The sequence below is a fragment of the Streptomyces sp. NPDC107538 genome (assembly GCF_055657445.1).
In genome coordinates, this window is the sequence record NZ_JBVKAY010000003.1 from 90798 (window position 1) to 117310 (window position 26513).

The 26513-nt window shown below is 67.9% G+C and carries 23 protein-coding genes; 12 read left to right on the top strand and 11 right to left on the bottom strand.

Translation table 11 applies throughout. The annotated features are described in order from the left end of the window. The first annotated feature begins 182 nt into the window (after positions 1-182). Together ACZ7MG_RS10900 and ACZ7MG_RS10905 are read left to right on the top strand one after the other, a co-directional pair. Positions 183-1088: a LysR family transcriptional regulator gene (locus tag ACZ7MG_RS10900; protein ID WP_471382562.1), complete on the top strand. Its 906-nt coding sequence runs from the start codon at positions 183-185 to the stop codon at positions 1086-1088. Between the two features lie 66 nt (positions 1089-1154). Then, positions 1155-1637, top strand: coding sequence for an NUDIX domain-containing protein (locus ACZ7MG_RS10905; protein ID WP_033530680.1), 483 nt, complete (start codon positions 1155-1157; stop codon positions 1635-1637). 41 nt (positions 1638-1678) lie between these two features. Here the strand turns inward: ACZ7MG_RS10905 and ACZ7MG_RS10910 are convergent, their stop codons facing one another. Further along, positions 1679-3184 (bottom strand): globin domain-containing protein, encoded by a 1506-nt coding sequence (locus tag ACZ7MG_RS10910; RefSeq protein WP_471382561.1) that lies wholly within the window; start codon positions 3182-3184, stop codon positions 1679-1681. Positions 3185-3895: 711 nt separating this feature from the next. Here ACZ7MG_RS10910 and ACZ7MG_RS10915 point away from each other — a divergent pair. Then, the gene (locus ACZ7MG_RS10915) at positions 3896-4762 is read left to right on the top strand and encodes a GNAT family N-acetyltransferase (protein WP_471382559.1); all 867 of its coding nucleotides are present in this window, start codon (positions 3896-3898) and stop codon (positions 4760-4762) included. Positions 4763-4796: 34 nt separating this feature from the next. Here ACZ7MG_RS10915 and ACZ7MG_RS10920 read toward each other — a convergent pair whose 3' ends face one another. Next, on the bottom strand, positions 4797-6026 hold the full coding sequence (locus tag ACZ7MG_RS10920; RefSeq protein WP_471382558.1) for an MFS transporter: 1230 nt from the start codon (positions 6024-6026) through the stop codon (positions 4797-4799). Positions 6027-6166: 140 nt separating this feature from the next. Between ACZ7MG_RS10920 and ACZ7MG_RS10925 the strand changes: the two genes are divergently transcribed. Both ACZ7MG_RS10925 and ACZ7MG_RS10930 read left to right on the top strand, forming a co-directional pair. Then, the gene (locus ACZ7MG_RS10925; RefSeq protein ID WP_471382556.1) at positions 6167-6625 is read left to right on the top strand and encodes a MarR family winged helix-turn-helix transcriptional regulator; all 459 of its coding nucleotides are present in this window, start codon (positions 6167-6169) and stop codon (positions 6623-6625) included. Between the two features lie 10 nt (positions 6626-6635). Further along, entirely contained in the window at positions 6636-7088 is a 453-nt protein-coding gene (locus ACZ7MG_RS10930; protein WP_471382554.1) for a GNAT family N-acetyltransferase, read from the top strand. Positions 7089-7180: 92 nt separating this feature from the next. Here ACZ7MG_RS10930 and ACZ7MG_RS10935 read toward each other — a convergent pair whose 3' ends face one another. Together ACZ7MG_RS10935 and dnaB are read right to left on the bottom strand one after the other, a co-directional pair. Then, positions 7181-8566, bottom strand: a complete 1386-nt coding sequence (locus ACZ7MG_RS10935) for a serine hydrolase domain-containing protein (RefSeq protein WP_471382553.1) — start codon at positions 8564-8566, stop codon at positions 7181-7183. Positions 8567-8616: 50 nt separating this feature from the next. Further along, positions 8617-10095 (bottom strand): replicative DNA helicase, encoded by a 1479-nt coding sequence (gene dnaB, locus ACZ7MG_RS10940; RefSeq protein WP_471382551.1) that lies wholly within the window; start codon positions 10093-10095, stop codon positions 8617-8619. Between the two features lie 458 nt (positions 10096-10553). Here dnaB and ACZ7MG_RS10945 point away from each other — a divergent pair, with 458 nt between their 5' ends. Continuing rightward, positions 10554-11891 carry an MATE family efflux transporter gene (locus tag ACZ7MG_RS10945; protein WP_471382550.1) on the top strand — a complete coding sequence of 446 codons (1338 nt, stop codon included), beginning with the start codon at positions 10554-10556 and terminating at the stop codon, positions 11889-11891. Between the two features lie 188 nt (positions 11892-12079). On the opposite strand, the gene rplI is transcribed toward ACZ7MG_RS10945, so the two are convergent. From rplI to rpsF, 4 genes are all read right to left on the bottom strand, one after another. Beyond that, positions 12080-12526, bottom strand: a complete 447-nt coding sequence (gene rplI, locus ACZ7MG_RS10950) for a 50S ribosomal protein L9 (protein WP_471382549.1) — start codon at positions 12524-12526, stop codon at positions 12080-12082. 18 nt (positions 12527-12544) lie between these two features. Beyond that, positions 12545-12781: a 30S ribosomal protein S18 gene (rpsR, locus tag ACZ7MG_RS10955; protein WP_003949403.1), complete on the bottom strand. Its 237-nt coding sequence runs from the start codon at positions 12779-12781 to the stop codon at positions 12545-12547. 82 nt (positions 12782-12863) lie between these two features. Beyond that, positions 12864-13460 carry a single-stranded DNA-binding protein gene (locus ACZ7MG_RS10960; protein WP_471382547.1) on the bottom strand — a complete coding sequence of 199 codons (597 nt, stop codon included), beginning with the start codon at positions 13458-13460 and terminating at the stop codon, positions 12864-12866. Between the two features lie 77 nt (positions 13461-13537). Next, positions 13538-13828 carry a 30S ribosomal protein S6 gene (gene rpsF, locus ACZ7MG_RS10965; RefSeq protein WP_005482942.1) on the bottom strand — a complete coding sequence of 97 codons (291 nt, stop codon included), beginning with the start codon at positions 13826-13828 and terminating at the stop codon, positions 13538-13540. 264 nt (positions 13829-14092) lie between these two features. Here rpsF and ACZ7MG_RS10970 point away from each other — a divergent pair, with 264 nt between their 5' ends. The 3 genes from ACZ7MG_RS10970 (at position 14093) to ACZ7MG_RS10980 (ending at position 16849) form a co-directional block, all read left to right on the top strand. Then, entirely contained in the window at positions 14093-14407 is a 315-nt protein-coding gene (locus ACZ7MG_RS10970) for a hypothetical protein (protein WP_471382546.1), read from the top strand. 223 nt (positions 14408-14630) lie between these two features. After that, entirely contained in the window at positions 14631-15752 is a 1122-nt protein-coding gene (gene femX / locus ACZ7MG_RS10975) for a peptidoglycan bridge formation glycyltransferase FemX (protein ID WP_471382545.1), read from the top strand. 65 nt (positions 15753-15817) lie between these two features. Then, positions 15818-16849 (top strand): alanine racemase, encoded by a 1032-nt coding sequence (locus ACZ7MG_RS10980; RefSeq protein ID WP_471382543.1) that lies wholly within the window; start codon positions 15818-15820, stop codon positions 16847-16849. Positions 16850-16969: 120 nt separating this feature from the next. Here ACZ7MG_RS10980 and ACZ7MG_RS10985 read toward each other — a convergent pair whose 3' ends face one another. Together ACZ7MG_RS10985 and ACZ7MG_RS10990 are read right to left on the bottom strand one after the other, a co-directional pair. After that, positions 16970-18478 (bottom strand): glycosyltransferase family 87 protein, encoded by a 1509-nt coding sequence (locus ACZ7MG_RS10985; protein ID WP_471382970.1) that lies wholly within the window; start codon positions 18476-18478, stop codon positions 16970-16972. Between the two features lie 183 nt (positions 18479-18661). Further along, positions 18662-21334 carry a transglycosylase domain-containing protein gene (locus ACZ7MG_RS10990; protein ID WP_471382542.1) on the bottom strand — a complete coding sequence of 891 codons (2673 nt, stop codon included), beginning with the start codon at positions 21332-21334 and terminating at the stop codon, positions 18662-18664. A gap of 373 nt (positions 21335-21707) precedes the next feature. Between ACZ7MG_RS10990 and ACZ7MG_RS10995 the strand changes: the two genes are divergently transcribed. The 3 genes from ACZ7MG_RS10995 (at position 21708) to ACZ7MG_RS11005 (ending at position 24884) form a co-directional block, all read left to right on the top strand. Beyond that, entirely contained in the window at positions 21708-22388 is a 681-nt protein-coding gene (locus tag ACZ7MG_RS10995; protein WP_471382540.1) for a PadR family transcriptional regulator, read from the top strand. 44 nt (positions 22389-22432) lie between these two features. Beyond that, a complete protein-coding gene (locus tag ACZ7MG_RS11000) occupies positions 22433-23515 on the top strand; it encodes an inositol-3-phosphate synthase (protein WP_471382538.1) in 1083 nt (360 codons plus the stop codon). A gap of 79 nt (positions 23516-23594) precedes the next feature. Continuing rightward, positions 23595-24884: an MFS transporter gene (locus ACZ7MG_RS11005; RefSeq protein ID WP_471382536.1), complete on the top strand. Its 1290-nt coding sequence runs from the start codon at positions 23595-23597 to the stop codon at positions 24882-24884. Between the two features lie 173 nt (positions 24885-25057). Here the strand turns inward: ACZ7MG_RS11005 and ACZ7MG_RS11010 are convergent, their stop codons facing one another. After that, positions 25058-26506 (bottom strand): CCA tRNA nucleotidyltransferase, encoded by a 1449-nt coding sequence (locus tag ACZ7MG_RS11010; RefSeq protein ID WP_471382535.1) that lies wholly within the window; start codon positions 26504-26506, stop codon positions 25058-25060. Positions 26507-26513: the final 7 nt, after the last annotated feature.

Consider the following 26513-nt stretch of genomic DNA (forward strand, 5'->3'; position numbering starts at 1 on the left):
TACGTCCAACGGACGGTCCGAGCCTCCCCCCTCGTGGCTCGGACCGTCCTCGGTTCCGCGCGCGAAGAACCGCGCGAACAAGGCTAGTTGACTCTGTGTCAGTGTCCAATCACAGTAGCGACAGAGACCTATCGACTTATTTATAGTTGGGCGCTCCAAGGGCGGCGAAGGGAGGAGTGACCATGGATCTGGCCTTACTGCGCACGTTCGTGACCGTGCACCGGGCCGGTTCCTTCACCCGCGCCGCCGCCCTGCTCGGCCTCTCGCAGCCGGCCGTCACCTCACAGATACGCACCCTGGAACGCCAGCTGGGCCGCCCGCTCTTCCTGCGGCAGGCCCGCGGGGTGACCCCGACGACCATCGGCGACGAACTCGCCCACAAGGCGGCGCCGCATCTCGACGCACTGGTGGAGATCGCCGAGACCGGCCTGGACGACGACTCGTCCCTACGGACCCTCCATCTCGCCGGTCCCCCGGAGTTCACCGCTGAGCGCGCCCTGCCCGCCCTCACCGAGCTGACCGGGGATGACGGCCAGGCCTTCGCGCTGCGGGTCTCCTTCGGGAACACCGACGAGACACTGGAGGGCCTCGCCGCCGGGCACAACGACCTGGCCATCACCACCGCCCAGCCGCGCGGCCCCCTGCTCACCGCCACCCCCCTCTGCGACGAGGAGCACGTCCTGGTCGCCGCCCCGCGCTGGGCGGACGAGACGGACCCCGACAGGCTGCGCCGCAAGGACGCGCACACCCTGGACGGCCTCCCGGTCGTCGAGGTACACGAGTCACTGCCCTTCCTCACGCGCTACTGGGCCTCGGTCTTCGACTCCCGCCCCGCCGCCTCCGGCACCGTCGTCGTCCCGGACCTGCGCGCGGTCCTCGCCTGCGCTGTCTCGGGCGCCGGACTGGCCGTACTGCCCCGCTATCTGTGCGCCTCCGCCCTGGAACGCGGTGACGTCGTCGCGCTGCTCGACCCCACGGTGCCCCCGCTGCGGACCTACTTCCTGGTCGTCCGCACCGGCACGCTGGCCATGCCGCACATCGCACGGGCGCACGAGTGGCTGCTGGAGGCCGCGGCGAACTGGTCCTGAGGGGGATGCCGCTCTTCCTCGCTCCGGCGATGTTTCACGTGGAACATGCAGGGCCACATTTCTCCCATGACCGTACGACCCGTGGTCAAGCGCACCGCCCGCGCCGTTCTGCTCGACGGCGACGACCTGATCCTGATCAAGCGGACCAAGCCGGGCATGGATCCCTACTGGCTCACGCCGGGCGGCGGTGTCGAGCCCGAGGACACCACCGTCGTCGACGCGCTCCACCGCGAAGTGCACGAGGAACTCGGCGCCAAGATCACCGATGTGGTGCCCTGCTTCGTGGACACCGTCGAGCACATCGGCGAGGACGGCGGCGCCACCGGCGTGAAGGTCCAGCACTTCTTCGTCTGCCGCCTGGAGTCCATGGACCCCTCCAAGCGGCACGGTCCCGAGGTGGACGAACCTCTGGGCGAGTACGAGATCGTGCGCATCCCCTTCACCCGGGTCGGCATCGCCTCCGTGCACCTCGTTCCGTTGTCCCTGCGGCACTACCTGGACGGCAACATCGAGGGCGTACGGGCGATGCACGCACCCGACCTGGGCTGACGTTCCGGCCGCCGGTCACTCGCGGCGGAGACCGCGCCTGGTCAGTCCCCGGCGGCCACCAGTTCCTCGACCGAGTCATGGCGTATGCGTTCCGAGGGGATGCCGGCGTCCCTCAGCGCGTCCACACCGCTGCGGATCATGCCGGGCGGGCCCGAGAGGTACGCGTCGTACCCGTTCCAGGGGCCGTGGTCCCGTATGGCGTCGGGCAGTTGGAGCAGCCCGTGCCGGTCCACGACCGGGCGGACCTCGAGCCATGAGTTGCTCTGCTGCAGCCGGAGCAGCGTGTCCAGGTCGTAGAGGTCCTGACCGGTGCGGGCCCCGTAGAAGACCTCGACCGGGCGGTGCCGCCCGTGCTCGGCGACGTCCTCGACGATGGCCTTGATGGGCGCGATACCGGTGCCGCCGCCCAGACAGAGCAGTCCGCTGTCGCTGCTGTGGTCGACGGTCATCGCGCCGGCCGGCGGCCCCAGGCGCAGCACATCACCGGGCCGGGCGCGGTGCACGAGGGAGTTGGAGACCCAGCCGGCGGGGATCGCCTTCACGTGGAACGCCAGCAGTCCGTCCGAGCGGGGCGCCGAGGCGAACGAGTAGTGCCGCCAGATCCTCGGCCACCAAGGGGTCTCCAGACTGGTGTACTGCCCGGCGAGGAAGGGGTACGGCTGGTTCGGACGGACGGTGATGACGGCCGTGTCCGCCGTTCTCAGATCGTGCGAGACGACCTCGGCCAGCCACCACGGCGGGGAGCGCAGTTCGTCCGCCGCCGCGGCGTCGATCATCACCTGGGAGATCGTCGTGTACGTCCGGACCCAGGCCGCCTCGGTCTCCTCGTTCCAGCTCGACTTGGCGTAGCGGCTCAGGGCGCCGATGAGGCACTCGCCGACGGCCGGGTAGTGGTCGGCCTGCGTGCCGTACTTGCGGTGGCCGCAGCCGAGGTTCTGCAGGTAGTCGACGAGGACCGGGGTGTTGTCGATGTGCTCGGCGGCGGTGAGCAGCGCCTTGAGGAGGCGGTCCCGCTGGGCGTCCATCGCCGGAGGGAACATCGAGCGCAGCTCCGGGTGCTGGACGAAGAGCAGCGCGTAGAAGTACGAGGTGACCTTGTCGGCGACGGGCCCGACCTCGGTCATGGTCCGCCGGATGAGGACGGCGTCGGGGGAAGCGGGTGCTGTGGCCGTGGCCACCTGGTCGGCGCGCGGGCCGGGCGCGGGGGCGTCGAAGACGGAGCGCTCGGAACCTGGCTCCGCGACGGCCGGGGCCGGCTGGGGGCGAGGCGGTGTGGCCGGAGGAAGGTCCGCGGAGATCTGTATTCGCTCCCGTGCGGCCGCTTCCCCGTTCTGCTGCGGGTGGTTCGGCAGCTCCTGGGAGCGCTGCTGCGGGTGGTTCGGCGGCTCCTGAGAGCGCCCCACGGGCCGCAGGGCGGCGAGGCGATTGCCCTCGGGCTCCTGATCTCCGTCGGGGGACGACGGAGACGTGCGCGGTGTGAACCAGCCGCCTCCGTCACTGGCCCCCGAAGTGCCGTTGCCGGCCGACGTGGTGGTCGGAGCGTCCATGGTCTGCCTCGCCTCGAGCATCTTTCGGTCGATCTGCGCACGCCCCCAGCCGGAAGACGCACGCTTTCCCCCGCGGACGGCCTTGCTTTTCCCCGTTAGTTCCCCGTCGACCAATGCGGCCACATTCAACCCGGGTTCCCGCTCCGTACGGACAAGTAGGTGAGAGTGTGACGTGAGCCGCAGCACTCACCCGCAGCGTTCCACGGCACCTGAACGCTCCCACCTCGTAACGGTAAACGCAGGTCCCCGATCTCCCTGTCCGGTTAGGCTGCATTGAGCTGCGTTCGCACCCCCGCCATGAGACGACTGCATCTCGCTTCGGACACGAACCGGACTCGACCCTACCGGTAGGGCCGCCACACACAAGTCCCCCCTTGCCGCACCGGTAATTCAATGGGGGTGAATCAGGAATTCCTTCAATTACTGGGCGCGCCCCACCAATTCATAGGCATCCCACAGATCCTGCCCCATGCGTGAGTACATGGCCGACCCATCGGATACGGGTCGGCATTCACGGCGACCGGGGTCGGCACAGTACCGAAGAGTTCCACGTCGGAGAGAGTCTGCCTGCACACGTTTGCCCGGAGGCAGATGTTTCACGTGAAACATCCGTCCACGTGCTGTGCGGTTGTGCCCGAGTTGGCCAGAACGGTGTACGTCCGACCGCAAACCGGTGGACGCCATGGGCTCGTGTCGGACAGCCTGACCTGCGTGTCGACACCTTCCCCCACCACTCTGCCCATCCGCCGTCTGACGCCACGCGATCTCACCGCCTGCGCCGATCTGTCCGAGGACCGTGGCTGGCCTCGCGAGGAGCACAAGTGGGGACTTCTCGTGACGGCCGGAACCGGGTACGGCATCGATGACCCCGAGGGCGGCCTCGTCGCCGCCTGCGTGGTGACGGAATACGGTCCGGCGGGCCGTCCGGATCTGGGCGCGATCGGCATGGTCCTGGTCGCCGAGAGGCACGCCCGCCAAGGCGTCGGCCGCCGTCTGATGCGTCATGTGCTGTCGGAGATGGGCACGACCCCACTGACCCTGCACGCGACCCCCTACGGACGTCCGCTCTACGAGGAACTGGGCTTCAAGGTCACCGGAGGGGCCGAGATGGTTCGCGGGCACTTCACATCAGCGGAGCCTGCTCCCGCGGTCTTCACACGCCCGGCCACGGCGGAGGACCTCACCTCGATCCTCCGGCTCGACGAAGAGGTCTTCGGCTCGGATCGCACCCATGTCCTTACCCGCCTCCCCGCCTTCGCCGATCAGCTGCGCGTGGCCGAGGAGAAGGGCCGGATCATCGGTTACACGGCCGCCTGGCCCAACATGGACGACCATGTCGTCGGCCCCCTGATCGCACGGGACACACAGACGGCGAAGGCGCTCATCGCTTCGGTCGCCGCCCACACCGAGCGACCGTTGCGCACCGACATCGACGTACGTCACGAGGGACTGCTGGCGTGGGTGAAGGAACACGGCCTGGCACCGGTCGCCTTCAACGCGGTGATGACGTACGGGCTCACCGAGCTACCGGGTGACTGGACCCGGCGGTACGCCCCACTCACCGTGGCAGCGACCTGAGGCACCGGGTCCAGCGGGTCGGGTTCTTCGGGCGTCAGTGGTGGACGGCCGTTCGCCGTGCGGTCGCTTCGGCGCCCGTGACGGCGGTGTCGGCGGCGTCGGCGGGACTGCCGGTGCCGCTCCCCCTGCGCTCCAGCGCCGCCGCGACGAGGGCCAGTACGAGTGCGCTCGCGGCGAGGGCTGCTCCGACCCAGTTGGGTGCCGTGTAGCCGAAACCCGCGCCGATGACGAGGCCGCCGAGCCACGCGGAGAGCGCGTTGCCGAGGTTGAAGGCACCGATGTTCACGGCCGAGGCCAGTGTGGGCGCGCCGTGCGCCTGATCGAGGACCCGCTTCTGCAGCGGCGGCACGGTCGCGAAGCCCAAGGCGCCGACCAGCGTGACGGTCACGGCCGCGGCGATCTTGTCGTGGGCGGTGAAGGAGAACAGTGCGAGGACGACGGCCAGGGCGCCCAGCGAGACGTACAGCATGGGCATCAGCGCGCGGTCGGCGTACTTGCCTCCCACGAGGTTGCCGCCGACCATACCGAGGCCGAAGAGGACGAGGAGCCAGGTGACGGAGGAGTCGGCGAAGCCTGCCACGTGCGTCATCATCGGGGCGATGTAGGTGATGGCCGCGAAGACACCGCCGAATCCCAGCACCGTCATCGCCATGGCCAGCAGCACCTGGACGTTCTTGAAGGCGGCCAGCTCGTGGCGTAGGCGGACGCCCTCCGGCCTGGGCATCTCGGGGACCAGTCGGGCGATGCCCAGCAAACCGGCGACGCCCAGGGCGGCGACCCCGGCGAAAGTGACCCGCCAGCCGGCGGACTGTCCGACCAGGGTGCCCAGGGGCACTCCGACGACATTCGCGACGGTCAGTCCACTGAACATCATCGCGAGGGCGCCGGCCTTGCGGTCCGGGGCGACGAGTTCGGCCGCGACCACCGAGCCGATGCCGAAGAAGGCACCGTGCGCCAGCGAGGCGACCACACGGCCGAGCAGCATGACGGAGTAGGCGGGAGCGAGCGCGGAGAGCAGGTTGCCCGCGATGAACAGGCCCATCAGAAGCATGAGCATCCGCTTGCGGGACACCCTCGTCCCCAGAGCGGTCATGATCGGGGCTCCGGCGACGACGCCGAGGGCGTAGCCGGTCACGAGGAACCCCGCGGTGGGGATGGAGACATCGAAGTCGGCCGCGACCTCGGGCAGCACCCCCATGATCACGAACTCGGTCGTACCGATGCCGAAGGCCCCGATCGCGAGAGCCAGAAGCGCGAGAGGCATGAGGACGTACACCTTCCAGAAGATTGCAGATGCGCTCTTCAAGCGTACACAATAATTGCAGACGCGCTATATCAGCTGCCGCAGTCAATTGCGTCGGTGACCTATCCTGGGGTGAGCAGCTCCGGGACGGAGGAACACCGATGACAGCGACGGACCCCGCACTCACCGCTCTCGCCCAGGGCTGGTGCGCCCTCTCCTTGTTGCACGGGCGGATCGAGGCCCACATAGAGCGCGCACTGCAGTCGGGCCACGGCCTGAGCGTGCGCGAGTACTCACTGCTCGATGTGTTGAGCCGCCAGCACAGCGGTGAGGGCGGGCACCTCCAGATGAAGCAGGTCGCCGACGCGGTCGTCCTCAGCCAGAGCGCCACCACTCGGCTGGTCACCCGGCTCGAGGACCGTGGCCTGCTCGCCCGCTATCTGTGCCCGACCGACCGCCGGGGCATCTACACGGATGTCTCCGAAGCCGGACTGCAACTCCTCGCGGCGGCCCGCCCCACCAACGACGCCGCCCTGCGCGAAGCCCTCGACGAGGCGGCCGAGAACCCCGAACTGGCCCCGCTGGTCCGCGTCGTGGAGTCGTTGAACGCGCCCGCGTAGGGTGCGAGGTATGGGAGATCTTGACATTCGCCCGGCGACGCAGGACGACATTCCGGAGATCGTCGCGATGCTGGCCGACGACCCCTTGGGCGCCCAACGCGAGTCGCCGGACGACCTGAGTCCCTACGCCACCGCGCTGGAGCGTCTCAGCCGGGACCCTCACCAGCAGGTGATGGTCGCCGTTCGCGCGGGCCGCGTCGTCGGCACCCTCCAGCTGACGATCATTCCCGGCCTCTCCCGGCGCGGCTCCACCCGTTCGATCATCGAAGGCGTGCGAGTCCATGCCGATGAGCGCGGCAGCGGTCTCGGTACGCGGCTCATCGAGTGGGCGGTGGACTCGTCCCGGCACCAGGGCTGCCAGTTGGTGCAGCTGACCTCCGACGCCACGCGCACCGACGCCCACCGCTTCTACGAGCGGCTCGGCTTCGAGGCCACCCATGTGGGCTTCAAACTGCCGCTCTGAGCACCGCTCCTGGGATGCTTGTGGGGGTTCTGGCTCGCGATGTTTCACGTGAAACATCGCGAGCCAGAACTCCAGCACACTCAGAACTGCGCCTACGAGATTCCGCGCCACCCCTCGGGGTCCACTCCACCCGGCACCGGGGCCTCCTTGTCGTACGGCTGACGCGTGAACACGAACGACCCGAGGTCCAGGTGGCTCACGGTCCCATCGGGCCCTCGTACGGCCCGTAGGACCTCTCCGGCGAAGTAGCCGTTGAGTCCGGTCCAACTGCCGTCGTCGTTGGGCCGGAACCGAGCGCCTCGCAGCGTGGCGGCGAGCGGCTCCAGCGAGAGACCACCGTCGGCGACGACCCGCAAGGCGAAGCTGTAGGTCCCCCAGTACCAGGGGCCGGTCAACTCCAGGACCGAGCGGTCCACATCAGGCAACGGCCGCCAGGGCTCGGGGATCCGCGGTTCGGCTTCCGCCACGATACGTACGAGGTCGGCTGCCACCTCCGACACCACGGGCCCGGAGGTGCAGTTGGTCAGTACGACGGCCGCCACGTCGTCCTCGACGGAGATGGTGAGCTGAGCGAGGAAGCCGGGAACCGAACCGCTGTGACCGACGAGGAACCGGCCGTCCCGGTGCTGAAGCTGCATCCCGAGTCCGTACGCCGAGCCGGCCGATACATCGGCGGCCTCCCCCGGCGCGGCCGGCGTCCGCATCTCCAGGACGGACTCCGCGCTCAGCACCCGCTCGTCCCCCTGGGCCAGGAAGACCGCGAAGCGCGCCAAGTCAGCGGCCGTCGACCAGAGTTGGCCCGCAGGTCCCATGCGCCCCAGATCCTCGACCTGCTCCGGCAGCATCACGTCCGCCCAGGGGTGGACGGCCCAGCCGCCGGCGTGCGGTGCCTCGGGGTGCCATGTCGTGCGGCGCAGACCGAGCGGTTCGAGCACCTCGCGCCGCAGGACCTCCTCCCACGGAGCACCCCGCAGCTGTTCGACGAGCGCGCCGAGAAGCGTGAAGCCGGGGTTGGAGTAGTGGAAGCGGCGGCCCACGGGATGGCGGTGGGGTCGCTCGCCGAGCACATCGGCGAGTTCCGGGCGCAGGGAGCCCGGGGTGCGCTCCCACCACGGTGAAGGTGACTCGGCCGCCAGTCCGCCCGTGTGGGCGAGCAGTTCGGCGATGGTCGCCTCCCCCGCGCCGGTGCCCGGCAGATGCTTCTCCAGCGGGTCGCCGAGATCCAGCACACCCTCGTCGCGCAGCCGCAGGATCAGGACGGCGGTGAAGGTCTTGGTGATCGAACCGATCCGGTACTGCACGTTCGCGTCCGGTGCGTGCCCCTCCACCGAGGTCCGTGCCCCGTTCCACACCGTCTCTCCGCCCCGGACCACCGCCGCGACCAGGGACGGCGTCCGCCCCTCGGCCTGGGCGACGGCGATGCGGTGCAGCAGAGCCCGACGGGTGGCGGGCAGCAGCTCTTCCTGAGGTGTTGTCATGCGCCCAGTCCATCGGGCCAGGCACCTCGCGTCGAGCGCATTTCCCCGGGTCAGGTCTGGGCCATGTCCACGAATCGTGAGTAGTGCCCCTGGAAGGCGACCGTGATCGTGGCCGTCGGACCGTTACGGTGCTTGCCCACGATGATGTCCGCCTCGCCGGCCCGCGGCGACTCCTTCTCGTACGCGTCCTCGCGGTGCAGCAGGATCACCATGTCGGCGTCCTGCTCGATCGATCCCGACTCACGTAGGTCGGAGACCATGGGCTTCTTGTCCGTGCGCTGCTCGGGACCACGGTTGAGCTGCGACAGCGCGATCACCGGCAGCTCCAGCTCCTTGGCCAGCAGCTTCAGATTTCGCGACATGTCCGAGACCTCCTGCTGACGGCTCTCCGACCGCCCTTTGCCTCCGGACTGCATCAGCTGGAGATAGTCGATGATGACGAGCTTCAGGTCGTTGCGCTGCTTCAGGCGCCGGCACTTGGCGCGGATCTCCATCATCGACAGGTTCGGGGAGTCGTCGATGTAGAGCGGCGCGGCCGAGACGTCCGGCATCCGGCGGGCCAGTCGCGTCCAGTCCTCGTCGGTCATCGTGCCGGACCGCATGTGGTGCAGGGCCACGCGCGCCTCGGCCGACAGCAGACGCATCGCGATCTCGTTGCGTCCCATTTCGAGCGAGAAGATCACGCTCGGCATGTTGTGCTTGATCGAACAGGCGCGCGCGAAGTCCAGGGCCAGGGTGGACTTACCCATGGCGGGGCGGGCCGCGATGATGATCATCTGGCCCGGATGCAGGCCGTTGGTGAGCTGATCGAGGTCGGTGAAGCCGGTCGGTACACCGGTCATCTCCCCCGACCGTGAACCGATCGCCTCGATCTCGTCGAGCGCGCCCTCCATGATGTCGCCGAGGGGGAGGTAGTCCTCGGTGGTGCGCTGCTCGGTGACCGCGAAGATCTCGGCCTGGGCTCTGTTGACGATCTCGTCGACGTCGTCGTCGGCCGCGTATCCCATCTGGGTGATACGGGTGCCGGCCTCGACCAGGCGGCGCAGGACCGCGCGCTCGTGGACGATCTCCGCGTAGTACTCGGCATTCGCCGCCGTCGGCACCGTCTGGACGAGGGTGTGCAGATAGGAGGCGCCCCCGACCTTGGTGATCTCGCCGCGCTTCGTGAGCTCGGCGGCGATGGTGATCGGGTCGGCGGGCTCACCCTTGGCGTAGATGTCGAGGATCGCCTGATAGATGGTCTCGTGCGCCGGCTTGTAGAAGTCGGGGCCCTTGAGAATCTCCACCACGTCGGCGATGGCGTCCTTGGACAGCAGCATGCCGCCGAGAACCGACTGCTCGGCGTCGAGGTCCTGGGGCGGGACGCGCTCGAAGGCCGAACCTCCGCCGTCCCACTCCCCGTTGTCCCGGCCGCGGTCATGACGCTCGTCCCTGCTGCGGCCTCCGTCGTCCCGCCGCCGAGAAGAGGGGAGACGCTCACTGGGCCCGCTCTCGGCCCACGGGTCGTCCAGGGGCTCGGAAATGCTCACCGAGCGACCTCCTCCCGTCCGCCGAGCGGACCTCGCCGTGCTTCTCATTTCTACGGCACGACACTGACAAATAAGAGGCCCAACTCCGGTTCTGGCACGTCGGTTTTGCGAGGTTTTCGTGATCTGCCGAGGAACGGGCGCCGCACCACCGTAGGCCCGTCGGCACCGTCAGCCAATCTGGTTATCCACAGGCCATGTGGACGACGGCCCAGATGCTGTGGAGAACCCCGCAAAACCTGTGCACGACTCGGTGGACAGGCCTGTGAACAAGACCTCGCCTCTCCAAGCAGACCCACTCTGACCTGCATCTTTACCGTCCACCGGCTGTGCAGAAGAAAAACTTCCCCAACCGGATCAAGATCATCACGGTCAGTGCACGAGAGCGCGCCCGAACAGGCATGATGTAATAGCCAACAGCGCATTGCATCTCTTACCTGTGGAAGATTGGATCGGTGGTCATGACACAGGCTTCCGTGACCTCCCGGACCGACCGGCGGCGACATGATCGTGAGATCATCACGCTGGCCGTTCCGGCCTTCGGCGCGCTCGTCGCCGAGCCTCTCTTCCTGATGGTCGACACCGCTGTCGTCGGCCACCTCGGCACCGCGCAACTGGCCGGTCTCGGCATCGCCTCCGCCCTCCTCGTCACCGCGGTGAGTGTCTTCGTCTTCCTGGCCTACGCCACCACGGCCGCCGTCGCCCGGCGCGTCGGAGCCGGAGATCTGCGGGCCGCCATCCGTCAGGGCATGGACGGCATCTGGCTGGCCCTGCTGCTCGGCGTGGCCCTCGTCGCCGTCGTCATTCCCACCGCGCCCGCCCTCGTCGCCCTCTTCGGCTCCTCGGACACCGCGGCCCCTTATGCCACGACCTATCTGCGGATCTCGGCACTGGGTATCCCGGCCATGCTCGTCGTACTCGCCGCCACCGGTGTCCTGCGTGGCCTCCAGGACACGAAGACACCCCTCTACGTCGCCGGGGCGGGCTTCGTCGCCAACGGCGCCCTGAACGCGGGTCTCGTCTACGGCGCCGACTGGGGTATCGCGGGTTCCGCCTGGGGCACGGTCATCGCCCAGGCCGGCATGGCCGTCGCCTATCTCTGGGTCGTGATCCGCGGTGCCCGCAGACACGGCGCCTCCTTGCGACCGGACGCCGTCGGCATACGCGCCTCGGCTCAGGCAGGGGCGCCGCTGCTGGTCCGTACGCTCTCACTGCGAGCCGTCCTCATGATCGCCACCGCGGTCGCTGCCCGGCTCGGGGACGAGGACATCGCCGCGCACCAGATCATCCTCGCGCTCTGGAGCCTGCTCGCCTTCGCCCTGGACGCGATCGCCATAGCGGGACAGGCCATCATCGGCCGCTACCTCGGCGCGGGAGACGCCCAGGGAGCCCGCGAAGCCTGCCGCCGGATGGTGCAGTGGGGGATCGCCACGGGTGCCGTGCTCGGGCTCCTGGTGATCCTCGCCCGCCCCGTCTTCATTCCGCTCTTCACGGATGACCCGACCGTGCAGACAGCCGCGCTCCCCGCTCTGATCGTGGTGGCACTCGCCCAGCCGATCTCCGGGATCGTCTTCGTGCTCGACGGCGTACTCATGGGCGCGGGAGACGGCCCTTATCTTGCCCGGGCCATGCTGCTGACCCTGGCGGTCTTCATCCCGGCAGCCTTGCTGGTACCCACCTTCGGTGGTGGCCTGACAGCTCTCTGGGGCGCCATGACGCTGATGATGGCGACGCGCATGCTGACTCTCTGGCTGCGGGCTCGTTCCGGCTTGTGGATCGTCACCGGGGCGACGCGGTGAGAGCGGGGCGTGAGCCCGAGCGTCGTTTCACGTGAAACATCGCCCCGGTTCGCCGTGTTTCACGTGAAACAGTCGCCCCGCAGGCGTCCCCAAGCGATCGACGTCGCTCGGTGAGGGACCCGACAAGCATGTGGGGCCGCACCCTTCACAGGGTGCGGCCCCATACACCGCTTAAGCGAACGCGGCCCTTAGGCCGCGATGACCTCGATGTTGACCTTGGCGGCAACCTCGGGGTGCAGACGCACGGACGTCTCGTGGGCGCCCAGGGTCTTGATCGGAGCAGTCAGCTCGATGCGGCGCTTGTCGACCTCGGGGCCACCGGAAGCCTTGATCGCGGAAGCGATGTCGGCGGGGGTGACGGAACCGAAGAGACGACCGGCGTCGCCGGAGCGGACAGCCAGACGGACCTTGACGGCCTCGAGCCGGCCCTTGACCTGGTTGGCCTGCTCGATGGTCTGGATCTCGTGGATCTTACGAGCACGACGGATCTGCTCGACGTCCTTCTCGCCGCCCTTGGTCCAGCGGATAGCGAACTTCCGCGGGATCAGGTAGTTGCGAGCGTAGCCGTCCTTGACGTCGACGACGTCGCCGGCAGCGCCGAGGCCGGAGACCTCGTGGGTGAGGATGATCTTCATGTGTCGGTCACCCTTCCCTTATCGCGCGGTGGACGTGTAGGGCAGCAGCGCCATCTCACGGCTGTTCTTGACGGCCGTGGCGACGTCACGCTGGTGCTGCGTGCAGTTGCCGGTCACGCGGCGGGCACGGATCTTGCCGCGGTCGGAAATGAACTTCCGCAGCATGTTCGTGTCCTTGTAGTCCACGTACGTGACCTTGTCCTTGCAGAAAGCGCAGACCTTCTTCTTAGGCTTGCGCACAGGCGGCTTCGCCATGGGGTTTCTCCTGTGTGATCAAGAAGTTTGGGGGACGGCCCCACCCTCGACCTCGAAGACCGGTGATCCGGCCCAAGAAGTCCTAGAAGGGGGGCTCGTCCGAGTAGCCGCCACCGCCGCCGGAGCTTCCGCCCCAGCCACCGCCACCGCCGCCGCCCTGGTTGCCACCGGCGGGAGCGCCGCTGGCCCACGGGTCGTCGGCGGGAGCGCCGCCGCCCTGCTGCTGACCGCCGCCGGGGCTTCCGCCCCAGCCGCCACCACCCTGGCCGCCGCCGTTGCCGCCGCCGTAACCACCCTGGCCACCGCGGCCACCCGCGGCAGTCTTGGTGACCTTGGCCGTGGCACTGCGCAGGCTGGCGCCGACTTCCTCGACGTCCAGCTCGTAGACCGTGCGCTTGACGCCCTCACGGTCCTCGTAGGACCGCTGCTTCAGCCGGCCCTGCACGATGACGCGCATGCCTCGCTGAAGCGACTCGGCGACATTCTCCGCCGCCTGACGCCAGACCGAGCAGGTCAGGAACAGGCTCTCGCCGTCCTTCCACTCGTTGGTCTGACGGTCGAAGGTGCGGGGGGTGGACGCGACACGGAACTTCGCGACCGCCGCACCGGAAGGGGTGAAGCGCAGCTCGGGGTCGTCGACAAGATTGCCGACGACCGTGATGACGGTCTCGCCTGCCATGGGGGAACCTCTCGGCGGGTTTGCTGCTGGCTGCTTGTGCTGCTACTCGGATCCCGGGACCGACTGAGCGAGAAAGCTCAGTGGGTCTCGGGGCGGAGGACCTTGGTCCGGAGGACCGACTCGTTCAGGTTCATCTGGCGGTCGAGCTCCTTGACGACCGCAGGCTCGGCCTGCAGGTCGATGACCGAGTAGATGCCCTCAGGCTTCTTCTTGATCTCGTACGAGAGACGACGACGGCCCCAGGTGTCGACCTTCTCGACCTTTCCGTTGCCCTCACGGACGACGGAGAGGAAGTTCTCGATCAGGGGGGCGACAGCGCGCTCCTCCAGATCGGGGTCGAGGATGACCATCACCTCGTAGTGACGCATGTGGAACCCACCTCCTTCGGACTCAGCGGCCACGGTCGTTCCGTGGCAGGAGGGTTGTGATGCGTACGCAACGGTATCGGCCACCACTGACAATCGGGGGTCCCCGCTGGGGATCCCTGTCATGGCCTGGGCAGACACCGGTGCAGAGGGTACAGACTACCCGCACACCCGCTTCCGGTTGAAATCCGGGGGTGGTGACCCTCAATCTGTACACATCGGGTGTGTATGGCGCTACGATGCGCCGCCTTCCGCAGGAGGTGCCCCATGGCACAGACATTGCGACCCAACATCGCCGGCTCTCTCTTCGCCACCGACGACAAGCCCCACCCCGTGCAGGACACCCTGCTGGCCGTGACGCTCGTCCTCGGCGTGCTGTCCTTCATCACGGCGATGTTCCACCATCTGCACCTACTCAGTTCATGGGCAGGGCTGGTGGGGATTCTGACCGGCGCGTACGGACAGTTCATCTCGGAGACGACCCGTGAGCGCTTCGGCCTGATCGTGGGTCTCGGTGCCTCGGCCGTCGGCTTCTTCCTCGGCATGGCCCATGGAGGCCTCTTCGGCGGGGTCATCGGCTGACTCCGTGTCCCGGCCGCACAGTTGACGGACCGTGTTCCTTGCCGTCCGTCGGCTTACATCGGACCAAGCGGCCGAATAACACCGCCTGACGTCCCGGCCGCATGTCGGCCGGGCCCCAGGTTCCATACGGCCATTCGAGGCGCCCGCAGGGCGCAGTAGGCTTCGGCGCGAGAGCCGGAGCCCCTGTACCCATGGGGACACCCCAGCCCGAGGAGCGCCCCGAATGAGCCTGACCCTGAGGACGATCAGCCGTGAGCAGCATCTGGCATACATCCAGAGCCTGCCCTCGGCCAGCCACATGCAGGTGCCGGCCTGGGCCGACGTCAAGGCAGAGTGGCGCTCCGAGAGCCTCGGGTGGTTCGACGGCAGGACGGGCGAGATGGTCGGTGCCGGTCTGGTGCTGTACCGCCAGCTGCCCAAGATCAAGCGCTATCTCGCCTATCTGCCCGAGGGTCCGGTCATCAACTGGTTCACGCCGAACCTCACCGACTGGCTGGAGCCGATGCTCGCGCATCTCAAGCAGCAGGGCGCCTTCTCGGTGAAGATGGGCCCCCCGGTGATCATCCGGCGCTGGGAGGCCACCTCCATCAAGGCGGGCATCCAGAACCCCGACGTGAAGCGCCTGCGTGACATCGAGGCCGACTTCATCGAGCCGCGTGCCTTCGAGGTGGCCGACAAGCTGCGCCGGATGGGCTGGCAGCAGGGTGAGGACGGCGGGGCCGGCTTCGGCGACGTACAGCCCCGGTACGTCTACCAGGTGCCGCTCGCCAACCGCTCCCTGGAAGAGGTCCACAAGAACTTCAACCAGTTGTGGCGCCGCAACATCAAGAAGGCCGAGAAGGCGGGCGTCGAGGTCGTCCAGGGCGGTTACCAGGACCTGGAGGAGTGGCAGCGGCTGTACGAGATCACGGCCATCCGTGACCGCTTCCGGCCCCGCCCGCTGTCGTACTTCCAGCGCATGTGGACGGCCCTCAACACCGAGGACCCCAACCGCATGCGGCTCTACTTCGCCCGGCACAACGGCGTGAACCTGTCCGCGGCGACCATGCTGGTCGTCGGTGGGCACGTCTGGTACTCCTACGGTGCCTCGGACAACATCGGCCGTGAGGTCCGGCCGTCGAACGCGATGCAGTGGCGCATGCTGCGGGACGCCTACGCCCTCGGCGCGACGGTCTACGACCTGCGGGGCATCTCCGACTCGCTGGACGAGACGGATCATCTCTTCGGCCTGATCCAGTTCAAGGTGGGCACCGGCGGACAGGCCGCCGAGTACCTCGGCGAGTGGGACTTCCCGCTGAACAAGCTGCTCCACAAGGCGCTCGACATCTACATGTCGCGCCGCTGACGCCCCCGTTTTTGCTTCCATACCTCTGATACACCGCAGCCACGAGAAAGGTTCCGGGACCGTCCATGGCGCTCACGCTGTACGTCGACACCGCGCGCTGGCGGGCACACCACAAGCACGTTCAGGAGCAGTTCCCGGGACTCGTCCCCGTCTGCAAGGGCAACGGCTACGGCTTCGGGCACGAGAAGCTGGCGGAAGAGGCCACGCGCCTCGGGTCGGACATCCTCGCCGTCGGCACCACGTACGAGGCCGCCCGGATCAAGGACTGGTTCAGCGGCGACCTGCTGGTGCTGACGCCCTACCGACGCGCGGAGGAACCCGTTCCCCTGCCCGACCGCGTCATCCGCTCCGTATCGTCGATCGACGGCGTGTACGGCCTCGTGGGCGCCCGTGTCGTCATCGAGGTCATGTCCTCGATGAAGCGGCACGGGGTGAGCGAGCAGGAGCTGCCCCAGCTCCACGCGGCCATAGAGAACGTGCGCCTGGAGGGCTTCGCCATCCATCTGCCGCTGGACCGCACCGACGGCTCGGACGCCGTCGAGGAGGTCATCGGCTGGATGGACCGTCTACGCGCGGCCCGTCTGCCGCTGCACACGATGTTCGTCAGCCACCTCAAGTCCGAGGACCTCATCCGCCTCCAGCAGCAGTTCCCGCAGACCCGTTTCCGGGCCCGCATCGGGACGCGGCTGTGGCTGGGCGACCACGAGGCGACCGAGTACCGCGGGGCCGTGCTGGACGTCACCCGTGTCGCCAAGGGCGACCGCTTCGGCTACCGGCAGCAGAAGGCGGCCTCCGACGGCTTCCTGGTGGTCGTGGCCGGCGGAACGTCGCACGGAGTGGGTCTGGAGGCGCCGAAGGCACTGCACGGTGTCATGCCGCGGGCCAAGGGCGTCGCCCGGGCAGGCCTCGCCACGGTCAACCGGAACCTTTCTCCGTTCGTCTGGGGCGGCAAGCAGCGCTGGTTCGCCGAGCCGCCGCACATGCAGGTGTCGATCCTCTTCGTACCGTCGGACGCCCCGGAGCCGAAGGTCGGCGAGGAACTGGTGGCCCATCTGCGGCACACCACCACGCAGTTCGACCGGATCGTCGACCGCTGACCCCGCGGCCTCGCGAGGAGGCGGGATCAGATCGTCGGGCGGACGTCCAGGAGCGACGCGGAAGGCCGTACACGAGGTGCGTGTACGGCCTTCCGCGTCGCTTGTTCCGGCCTTGTTCGCTCAGAGCGAACGGTCGCCCCGGCCAGGGCTGCCCCACTCGACCGGTGGTCCTTCGAAGTGCATCGCGTGCCGCGGGCGATGAGCCGCCGTGCCGTACACATGGACATCCTCCGCGCCGTCGAGCACTCCGCCGGACGGATCGTCGTCACCCGCCCGGCGGACCGTGTCCCGATCGGGCATGAAGATGTCCAGTACGACGATGACGCAGAGGTAGAGCGTCCCCACCAGGTGGGCCATGATGGCGAGTTGGTAGCCCTCGGCCGGCAGGCCCTTGTGGGCGTCCCCGCTGGTCGTGTACGCGAGGTACATCCAGATCCCCAGGAAGTACGCCACCTCGCACGCCTGCCAGATGAGGAAGTCCCGCCAGCGGGGCCGGGCCAGTGCGGCGAGCGGCACCAGCCAGAGCACATACTGCGGTGAGTAGACCTTGTTGGTGAGGATGAAGGCCGCGACGACCAGGAAGGCGAGCTGCGCGAAGCGCGGGCGGCGCGGAGCGGTGAGTGTCAGCACGACGATGCCGACGCAGACGAGCACCATCGAGACCATCGCGTACGCGTTCGCCGTCTCGGCGGTGATCTGGATGTTCAGCCGTTGCGAGATGACGAGGAAGAAGGAGCCGAAGTCGACGCCGCGTTCCTGGCTGAAGCGGTAGAACTTCGCCCATCCGTCGGGGGCCAGGAGCATCACCGGAAGGTTCACCGCGAGCCACGCCCCGACGGCGCCGAGCAAGGCCGTCCCGAAGGCCCGCCACTTTCCCGCCCGCCAGCACAGGACGAAGAGCGGTCCGAGCACCAGGAACGGATAGAACTTGGCGGCCGTGGCAAGTCCGATCAGCACGCCGAAGGCGAGGGGACGCCGACGCGACCACATCAGCATCGCGGCGGCCAGCAGGGCTACGGCGAGGAGATCCCAGTTGATCGTGGCGGTGAGCGCGAAAGCGGGTGCCAGGGCTACCAAGAGGCCGTCCCAGGGGCGCCGACGGTGGATGCGCGCGCAGCAGACGGCGATGACCGCCGCGCACCCCATCAGCATCCCGGCGTTGACCATCCAGTACCACTGCTCTTGCCTCTGGATGGTGCCGCTGCCCGGGGTGAGCCAGGCGGCGACCTCCATGAACACACCGGTCAGCACCGGGTACTCGAGGTACTCCATGTCGCCGGGGATCTTGTCGAAGTACGGCACCAGCCCGTCGGCGAAGCCACGCCCCTGGTAGAGGTGCGGGATGTCCGAGTAGCAGGCGTGCGTGTACTGGGAGCTGGCCCCGAAGAACCAGGCGCCGTCGTAGCAGGGAAGCTTCTGCACCATGCCCAGCGCGAACATGCCGATCGCCACGAGCGCGACGACCCGTACCGGCGTCCACCAGGACGTGCCGAGCAGCGCCCGCCGCCCGATCGGGCCGCCGATCAGCTCGCTGCCGGTCGAAGCGACCTCGTCCTCCTTGGTCGGCCGCACCGGCTCCGGCTCGTCCGTACTCACTCGCGTCGTCTCTGCACTGGGCATGCCGCACATCCTGCCGTACGCGCCTAGGAATACGCCGAGGACCATCGCATCCCGCCGTGGGCCGCGCCCATGTTTCACGTGAAACATGCCCCCTCGTCTCTGCCCTGTCGCGGGGACAAAGCGAGGGCCACCGCACCTTGATCGGTGCGATGGCCCTTGTTTCACGTGAAACACAGTCCGGCGGAGGCGGAGCTACCCCTCGTTGCCTCCGAAGAGTCCGCCGTTCTGGTTGCCTCTCGAATCGTCCTCCGACTCGGTCGGTGTCGCTGTCACCCCGCCATCGGTGCCCCCGACATCCGTACCTCCCGTGTCCGTGCCCCCTGTGTCCTCACAGGTGGTGTCGAACGGGTTGGTGCAGGTCTCGCTGGGCGACGGTGACGGAAGGATCTCGCTCTCGGTCGGCGTCGGGCTCGGCTCGGGGCTCTCCTCCTCCTCGGACTCGGTCGGCGTCGGGGTCGGCGTCGGGTCCGGGTCGTCGTTGACGATCACACCGATCGGCTCGGGCTCCGGGAAGTCCTCCGGCTCCACGCCCTTGAGCGCGTCCTCCATGTAGTCGTGCCAGATCTCGGCCGGGAACGAGGCACCGTGGATCGTCTCCTGACCACCCGTGCCGTACATCTCAAGGAACGTGCGGTTCTTGTTCGACTCGTCGTCGTCCATGCGGTACATGCTGATCGCCGTGGACAACTGCGGGGTGTACCCGACGAACCAGGCCGACTTGTTGCCGTCGGTGGTACCGGTCTTGCCCGCCACCTCACGGCCGGTCAGCTGAGCCGACGTACCGGTTCCCTCGTCGACGACGGTCTTGAGGACGTCGGTGACGTTGTCGGCGACCGCGGCAGTGAAGGCCCGCTTGGGATTGGCGACCTCGTCGTGGTCGAACACCGTCAGGCCCTCGTACTCGACCGACTTGACCGAGAACGGATCGTTCTGCTTGCCGCTGGCGGCGAAGGTCGCGTACGAGCCCGCCATGCGGATCGCGCTGGGGTCGGAGATACCGATCGAGAAGGACGGGAAGCCCGTGCCGGTGAGGCTGTCCTTCTTGAGGCCTGCCTCGATGGCCGCCTCCTTCACCCGGTCCAGACCGACGTCCATGCCCAACTGCACGTAGGGGGAGTTCGCCGAAACCCGCATCGCCTCACGGAGATCGATCTGGTACTTCGGAGCACTGCCGTACGACTCGTCGCCGTCGTTGGCCTGCAGCCACTCCTTGCCCTCCTCGTTGGTCCAGATCTCGCCGTTGTAGTCCCTGATCTTGAGGTTGTTCTTGCCGCTGTAGAGGCTCTTCGGCGAGACGATGGTGCGCTCGTCCTGTGCCTGGTCCGGATCGAGGTCGGGGTCGCGCTTGCCCCAGGTCATGGCTGCCGCCAGGACGTACGGCTTGAACACCGAGCCGACCTGCGCTCCGGTGACGTCGGCGTTGTTGGTGAAGTGCTTGGTGGCGTCCTCACCGCCGTAGAGAGCCTCGATGGCGCCGGACTTCGGACTCACCGACGCGCCGCCGAACTGCACGTGGGTGTCGGTCTTCGGGCGCAGATCCGGCTTGATGTTCTCCTTGCGAACCTTGGTGACGGCCTTCTCGAGTTCCTTGACCTTGTTCTTGTCGAAGGTCGTATGGATCTCGAATCCGCCCTGCTCAAGCTGGTTCGGCTTGATCTCCGTGTTGTTGAGGATGTAGCCCTTGGCCGTGTCGACGAGGTAGCCGATCTGGCCGCCCAACTGGGCGTTTGAGCGTGGACGCTGGATCTTGGGGAAGTCGGGGTACTTGGCCCGCTCGGCTGCCGATAGATGGTTGTCCTTGACCATCTCGTCGAAGATCCAGCCCCAGCGTTCCGCGGCCCGCTTGGTGTTCGCCTGAGGCGTGGCCGCCGGGTCGATCGATGTCGCTCCGGCCGGGTCGTAGTACGTCGCGCCCTTGAGGACAGCGGCGAGGAAGGCACACTGACTGGGATTGAGCTTCTCCGCGTCCACCCCGAAGTACGTACGGGCAGCCGCCTGGAGGCCATAGGCGCCACGGCCGAAGTAGGCCGTGTTCAGGTAGCCGCGCATGATCTCGTCCTTGTCGACGGACGCGCCCACCTTCACGGAGATGAAGAGTTCCTTCACCTTCCGGGACAGCGTCTGCGACTGGTCGTCGAGCATGGCGTTCTTCACGTACTGCTGGGTGATGGTCGAACCACCCTGCGTCTGACCACCCTTGGCCATGTTGACGACGGCACGGGCGATACCCATCGGGTCGACGCCGCTGTCGGTCTCGAACGTCTTGTTCTCGGCCGACATGACCGCGTAGCGCATCGCCTTGGGGATCTTCTCGTACGCGATGATCTGGCGGTTGACCTCACCACCCGTCGCGACCATCTGTGTGCCGTCCGACCAGTAGTAGACGTTGTTCTGCGCCGTAGCGGCCTCGGCCGCGTTGGGTACGGCCACGACCGCGTAGCCGATGCCGGCCGCCGCCACCAGGCTTCCGAAGAACCCGATGAGCAGACCTGTCACCTGCCGCCATGACGGGACCCAACGCATTGCCCCGTACTTGCCGGCGCGCGGGTAGTCGATAAAGCGCTTCTTCCCGGGTGGAGCGGCACGTCCACGACCGCGGCCGGGTCCGCGCCCCGCGGGTTCGGCGGCTCTGCGGCGGCCGCCGACGCCGCCGCTGGCCGTGCCGGTGCTTCTCTGCGACGCCCGTCGAGCCGCGGCACGGCCCTCGTACTGGGTCTCCTCACCTCCCGCGCCATAGGTGTCGGAAAGTGACCCGGTGGCGCCCGGCGGTGCCGCGCGGCGGCCGGAGGACGCCGACTGGCCGCGTCGGGCCGCGCCACGTCCGCCGCCCTGCGGCTGCGGCATTTTGCGACGGTGCTCGCTCATCGAACGACTACTCCTCGGGCAGGCGCACCCGTGCGCGCCTGGAAACGGCGGCTGGTTTCCGGTCCCCCCGAAGTACGGATGCGGTCGTGTGGGTATTCATCCGTACCGCACCCAGGACCACTACGTGCTCAGACGTCACTCGGTTCCCGGTGATGTGCATGCCGCACAGACTACGCACCGCCAAAACCCACTGAGCACCGAACTTCACCCCAAATCAGGCAACTTGCTTCCTACTAATCGGTGATGTGACCCCGTTCACCGGATCCCCACTTGTCGCATCCGTAGGGGCGTTCTATCGTCTGGATGTATCGAGTCGATACATCAGCTCGGCATAAAACGTGTCGACAGGGCGAGCGGGAGAGGGGAGGCGACGATGAGCCGGCGCTCCGGAATACTCGAGTTCGCTGTCCTCGGCCTGCTCCGCGAAGCCCCGATGCACGGCTATGAGCTGCGCAAACGACTCAACACGTCGTTGGGTGTGTTCCGGGCGTTCAGCTACGGCACGCTCTACCCCTGCCTCAAGACGCTGGTCGCCAACGGCTGGTTGATCGAGGAGTCGGGGGGTACCCCGGAGGATGCTGCCGCCGTCCCACTCACGGGCCGCCGCGCCAAGATCGTCTACCGGTTGACGGCGGAAGGTAAGGAGCACTTCGAGGAGCTGCTCTCGCAGACGGGTCCCGACGCCTACGAGGACGAGCACTTCGCCGCTCGTTTCGCGTTCTTCGGGCAGACCTCCCGTGATGTGCGCATGCGCGTCCTGGAGGGCCGTCGCAGCCGTTTGGAGGAACGGCTGGAGAAGATGCGTGCCTCTCTGGCGCGCACCCGCGAGCGCCTCGACGACTACACGCTCGAGCTCCAGCGCCACGGGATGGAGTCCGTGGAGCGCGAAGTGCGCTGGCTGAACGAGCTCATCGAGAGCGAGCGGGCGGGCCGGGACCTGAAGGGCCCCGCCCACGGAGAACCCGCTCGCGACACCACAGAGGGAGCGCCGGGCGCCCTGCCCCGGCCCGGGGACACCCCCGGTCCGGATGCGCCCGGCGACACCACCACGTGAGGTCCCTGCCAGGACCTCACTCGTACACACAGGGAGCAACCGGAATGGGTTCGGTTCGCGTAGCCGTCGTAGGCGTGGGCAACTGCGCCGCGTCGCTGGTGCAGGGAGTCGAGTACTACAAGGACGCCGACCCGGCGTCGAGGGTCCCGGGCCTCATGCACGTGCAGTTCGGTGACTACCACGTCAGTGACGTGGAGTTCGTCGCCGCCTTCGATGTCGACGCCAAGAAGGTCGGTCTCGACCTCGCGGACGCCATCGGCGCCTCCGAGAACAACACCATCAAGATCTGTGACGTGCCGGCCACCGGTGTGACCGTGCAGCGCGGTCACACGCTCGACGGCCTCGGCAAGTACTACCGCGAGACCATCGAGGAGTCCGCCGAGACCCCGGTCGACGTGGTCCAGATCCTCAAGGACCGGCAGGTCGACGTTCTCGTCTGCTACCTGCCCGTCGGGTCCGAGGACGCGGCGAAGTTCTACGCCCAGTGCGCCATCGACGCCAAGGTCGCCTTCGTCAACGCTCTTCCGGTCTTCATCGCCGGCACCAAGGAGTGGGCGGACAAGTTCGTCGAGGCGGGCGTCCCGATCGTCGGCGACGACATCAAGTCGCAGGTCGGCGCCACCATCACGCACCGCGTCATGGCGAAGCTGTTCGAGGACCGGGGCGTGATCCTGGACCGCACGATGCAGCTGAACGTCGGCGGCAACATGGACTTCAAGAACATGCTCGAGCGCGACCGACTGGAGTCCAAGAAGATCTCCAAGACCCAGGCCGTCACCTCCCAGATCCCCGACCGGGAGCTCGGCGAGAAGAACGTCCACATCGGCCCGTCCGACTACGTCGCCTGGCTCGACGACCGCAAGTGGGCGTACGTCCGCCTGGAGGGCCGCGCGTTCGGTGACGTCCCGCTGAACCTGGAGTACAAGCTCGAGGTCTGGGACTCCCCGAACTCCGCCGGTGTCATCATCGACGCCGTGCGTGCCGCGAAGATCGCCAAGGACCGCGGCATCGGCGGTCCGATCCTGTCGGCGTCCTCGTACTTCATGAAGTCCCCGCCGGTGCAGTACTTCGACGACGAGGCACGCGAGAACGTCGAGAAGTTCATCAAGGGCGAGGTCGAGCGCTGACCGTGCGTGCGTAGCGGGCTGTTGAGGGTCTCCGGGGCAGGTGCCCCGGGGGCCCTCCCCGTATGTGAGGCTGTGCCCCATGTCCGTCGTGCGCGACCTGCGCGTCCTGCTCCGCTTCCGGGACTTCCGGCATCTGCTGACCGTACGGCTGCTGTCCCAGGGAGCCGACGGCGTCTTTCAGGTCGCGCTCGCCACGTACGTCGTCTTCTCGCCCGAGAAGCAGACCTCGGCGGCGGCGATCGCCTCCGCGATGGCGGTGCTGCTTCTTCCCTACTCCCTCGTCGGCCCCTTCGCCGGCGTCCTGCTGGACCGCTGGCGACGTCGCCAGGTGCTGCTGTACGGAAACGTGCTGCGTGCCGTGCTCGCGTCCGTGACCGCCGTCCTGATTCTCGGCGAGGTACCCGACTGGCTCTTCTATGTCTCCGCGCTCTGTGTCACGGCGGTCAACCGCTTCGTGCTGGCGGGGCTCTCCGCGGCGCTGCCCCGTGTGGTGGACGCCGACCGCCTGGTGATCGCCAACTCGCTCTCACCGACGGCCGGAACGCTCGCCGCGACCGCCGGCGGTGGGCTCGCCTTCGTCGTGCGACTGGTGGCCTCGGACTCCGACGCCGCGGTGGTCCTCCTCGGCTCGGCCCTGTACCTGTGCGCGGCCCTGGCCTCCCTCCGCATCGCCCGGGAACTGCTCGGCCCGGATCCGGAGTTGGTGCAGCCACGGCTCGGTGCCGCGGTCGCCGGAACCGCGCGGGGCCTGGCAGCGGGCGTCCGGCACCTTGCCGAACCGGGACGGCGGGCCGCTGCCTGGGCGTTGGCCTCGATGACGCTGATGCGGTTCTGCTACGGCGCCCTGACGGTCATGGTGCTCATGCTCTGCCGCTACGCCTGGTCGTCCGACACCTCAGGGACGCCCGACTCCGAGCAGGGACTGGCCCTGCTCGGTCTCGCCGTGGGGATCTCGGGAGCGGGGTTCTTCACAGCGGCGGTGATCACGCCCTGGGCAGCAGGGCGGTTGGGGCCCGGCATGTGGATCGTCATCTGCTCCGGGGCCGCCGCCGTACTGGAACCGGCTCTCGGCCTGCCCTTCACGGAGACGCCGATACTGATCGCCGCGTTCGTCCTGGGCCTGGTCACCCAGGGAGCGAAGATCTCCACGGACACGATCGTCCAGTCCTCGGTGAAGGACGGCTACCGGGGGCGGATTTTCTCCCTCTACGACGTCCTGTTCAACATCGCCTTCGTCGGTGCCGCCGCCGTGGCAGCCCTGATGCTCCCACCGGACGGCCGCTCGGCCACCCTGGTGATCACCGTGGCCGCGATCTATGGAGTGATCGCTGCCGCCATGGCCCGGTTCGTGCTGACGAGCCGGCACTGATACGGGAGCGCCGATGTTTCACGTGAAACATCGGTCGTGAAACGTCGCCCCCTCAGCCCCCTCCTCAGTGCCCGCACGCCTGGTCGACTCCGCAACACAGCAACGCGGTGCGATGTTTCACGTGAAACATCGCACCGCGTTGCCGCCGACCCAAGGCTGCGGACTGCCCGTCGTCACGAACCTTGCGACGTCTGAGCCCACCATTCCTTGAGTGCTGTCACCGCTTCGTCGTGTTCCATCGGCCCGTTCTCGAGCCGCAGCTCCAGCAGGAACTTGTACGCCTGCCCGATGACCGGTCCTGGACCGACGCCCAGGATCTCCATGATCTCGTTGCCGTCGAGGTCCGGGCGGATGGAGTCCAGCTCCTCCTGCTCCTGCAGCTGGGCGATGCGCTCCTCCAGACCGTCGTACGCACGGGACAGGGCGTTCGCCCTGCGCTTGTTCCGTGTCGTGCAGTCGGAGCGGGTCAGCTTGTGCAGCCGGTCCAGGAGCGGGCCGGCGTCGCGCACATAGCGGCGGACGGCGGAGTCCGTCCACTCACCGGTGCCGTACCCGTGGAACCGCAGGTGGAGCTCGACCAGACGCGAGACATCCTTCACGAGTTCGTTGGAGTACTTGAGGGCCGTCATGCGCTTCTTGGTCATCTTGGCGCCCACCACCTCGTGGTGGTGGAAGGAGACCCGGCCGTCCGTCTCGAACCGTCGAGTGCGGGGCTTGCCGATGTCGTGCAGCAGGGCGGCGAGCCGCAGCGTGAGGTCCGGTCCGTCGTCCTCGAGCGCGATCGCCTGCTCCAGGACGATGAGTGTGTGGTCGTAGACGTCCTTGTGCCGATGGTGCTCGTCCCGTTCCAGCCGCAGCGCGGGCAGCTCGGGCAGGACATGCTCGGCGAGGCCGGTGTCGACCAGCAGACTCAGACCCTCGCGGGGGTGGGCGGACAGGATCAGCTTGTTCAGCTCGTCCCGCACCCGCTCCGCCGAGACGATCTCAAGACGGCCGGCCATGTCGGTCATCGCCGAGACGACCTCGGGGGCCACCCGGAAGTCCAGCTGGGCGGCGAAACGGGCGGCCCGCATCATGCGCAGCGGGTCATCGGAGAAGGACGCCTCCGGGGTGCCGGGGGTACGCAGTACCTGCGCCGCGAGGTCTTCGAGCCCACCGTGGGGGTCGATGAACTCCTTCGCGGGAAGGGCCACCGCCATCGCGTTCACGGTGAAGTCGCGACGTACGAGATCTTCCTCGATCGAGTCGCCGTACGACACCTCGGGCTTGCGCGAGGTCCGGTCGTACGCCTCGGAGCGATAGGTGGTGACCTCGATCTGGTAGCCGTCCTTCTGCGCCCCCACCGTGCCGAAGGCGATCCCGACCTCCCAGACGGCGTCCGCCCAGGGACGCACGATCTTCAGCACGTCCTCGGGGCGGGCGTCCGTCGTGAAGTCCAGATCGTTGCCGAGCCGCCCGAGCAGCGCGTCCCTGACCGACCCGCCCACCAGGGCGAGGGAGAACCCGGCCTGCTGGAATCGGCGGGCGAGGTCGTCGGCGACAGGGGACACCCGCAGCAGTTCACTCACCGCGCGGCGCTGCACCTGGCTCAGGGCACTGATGTCTTCGTTGGCGTTGGGCACAACAGAA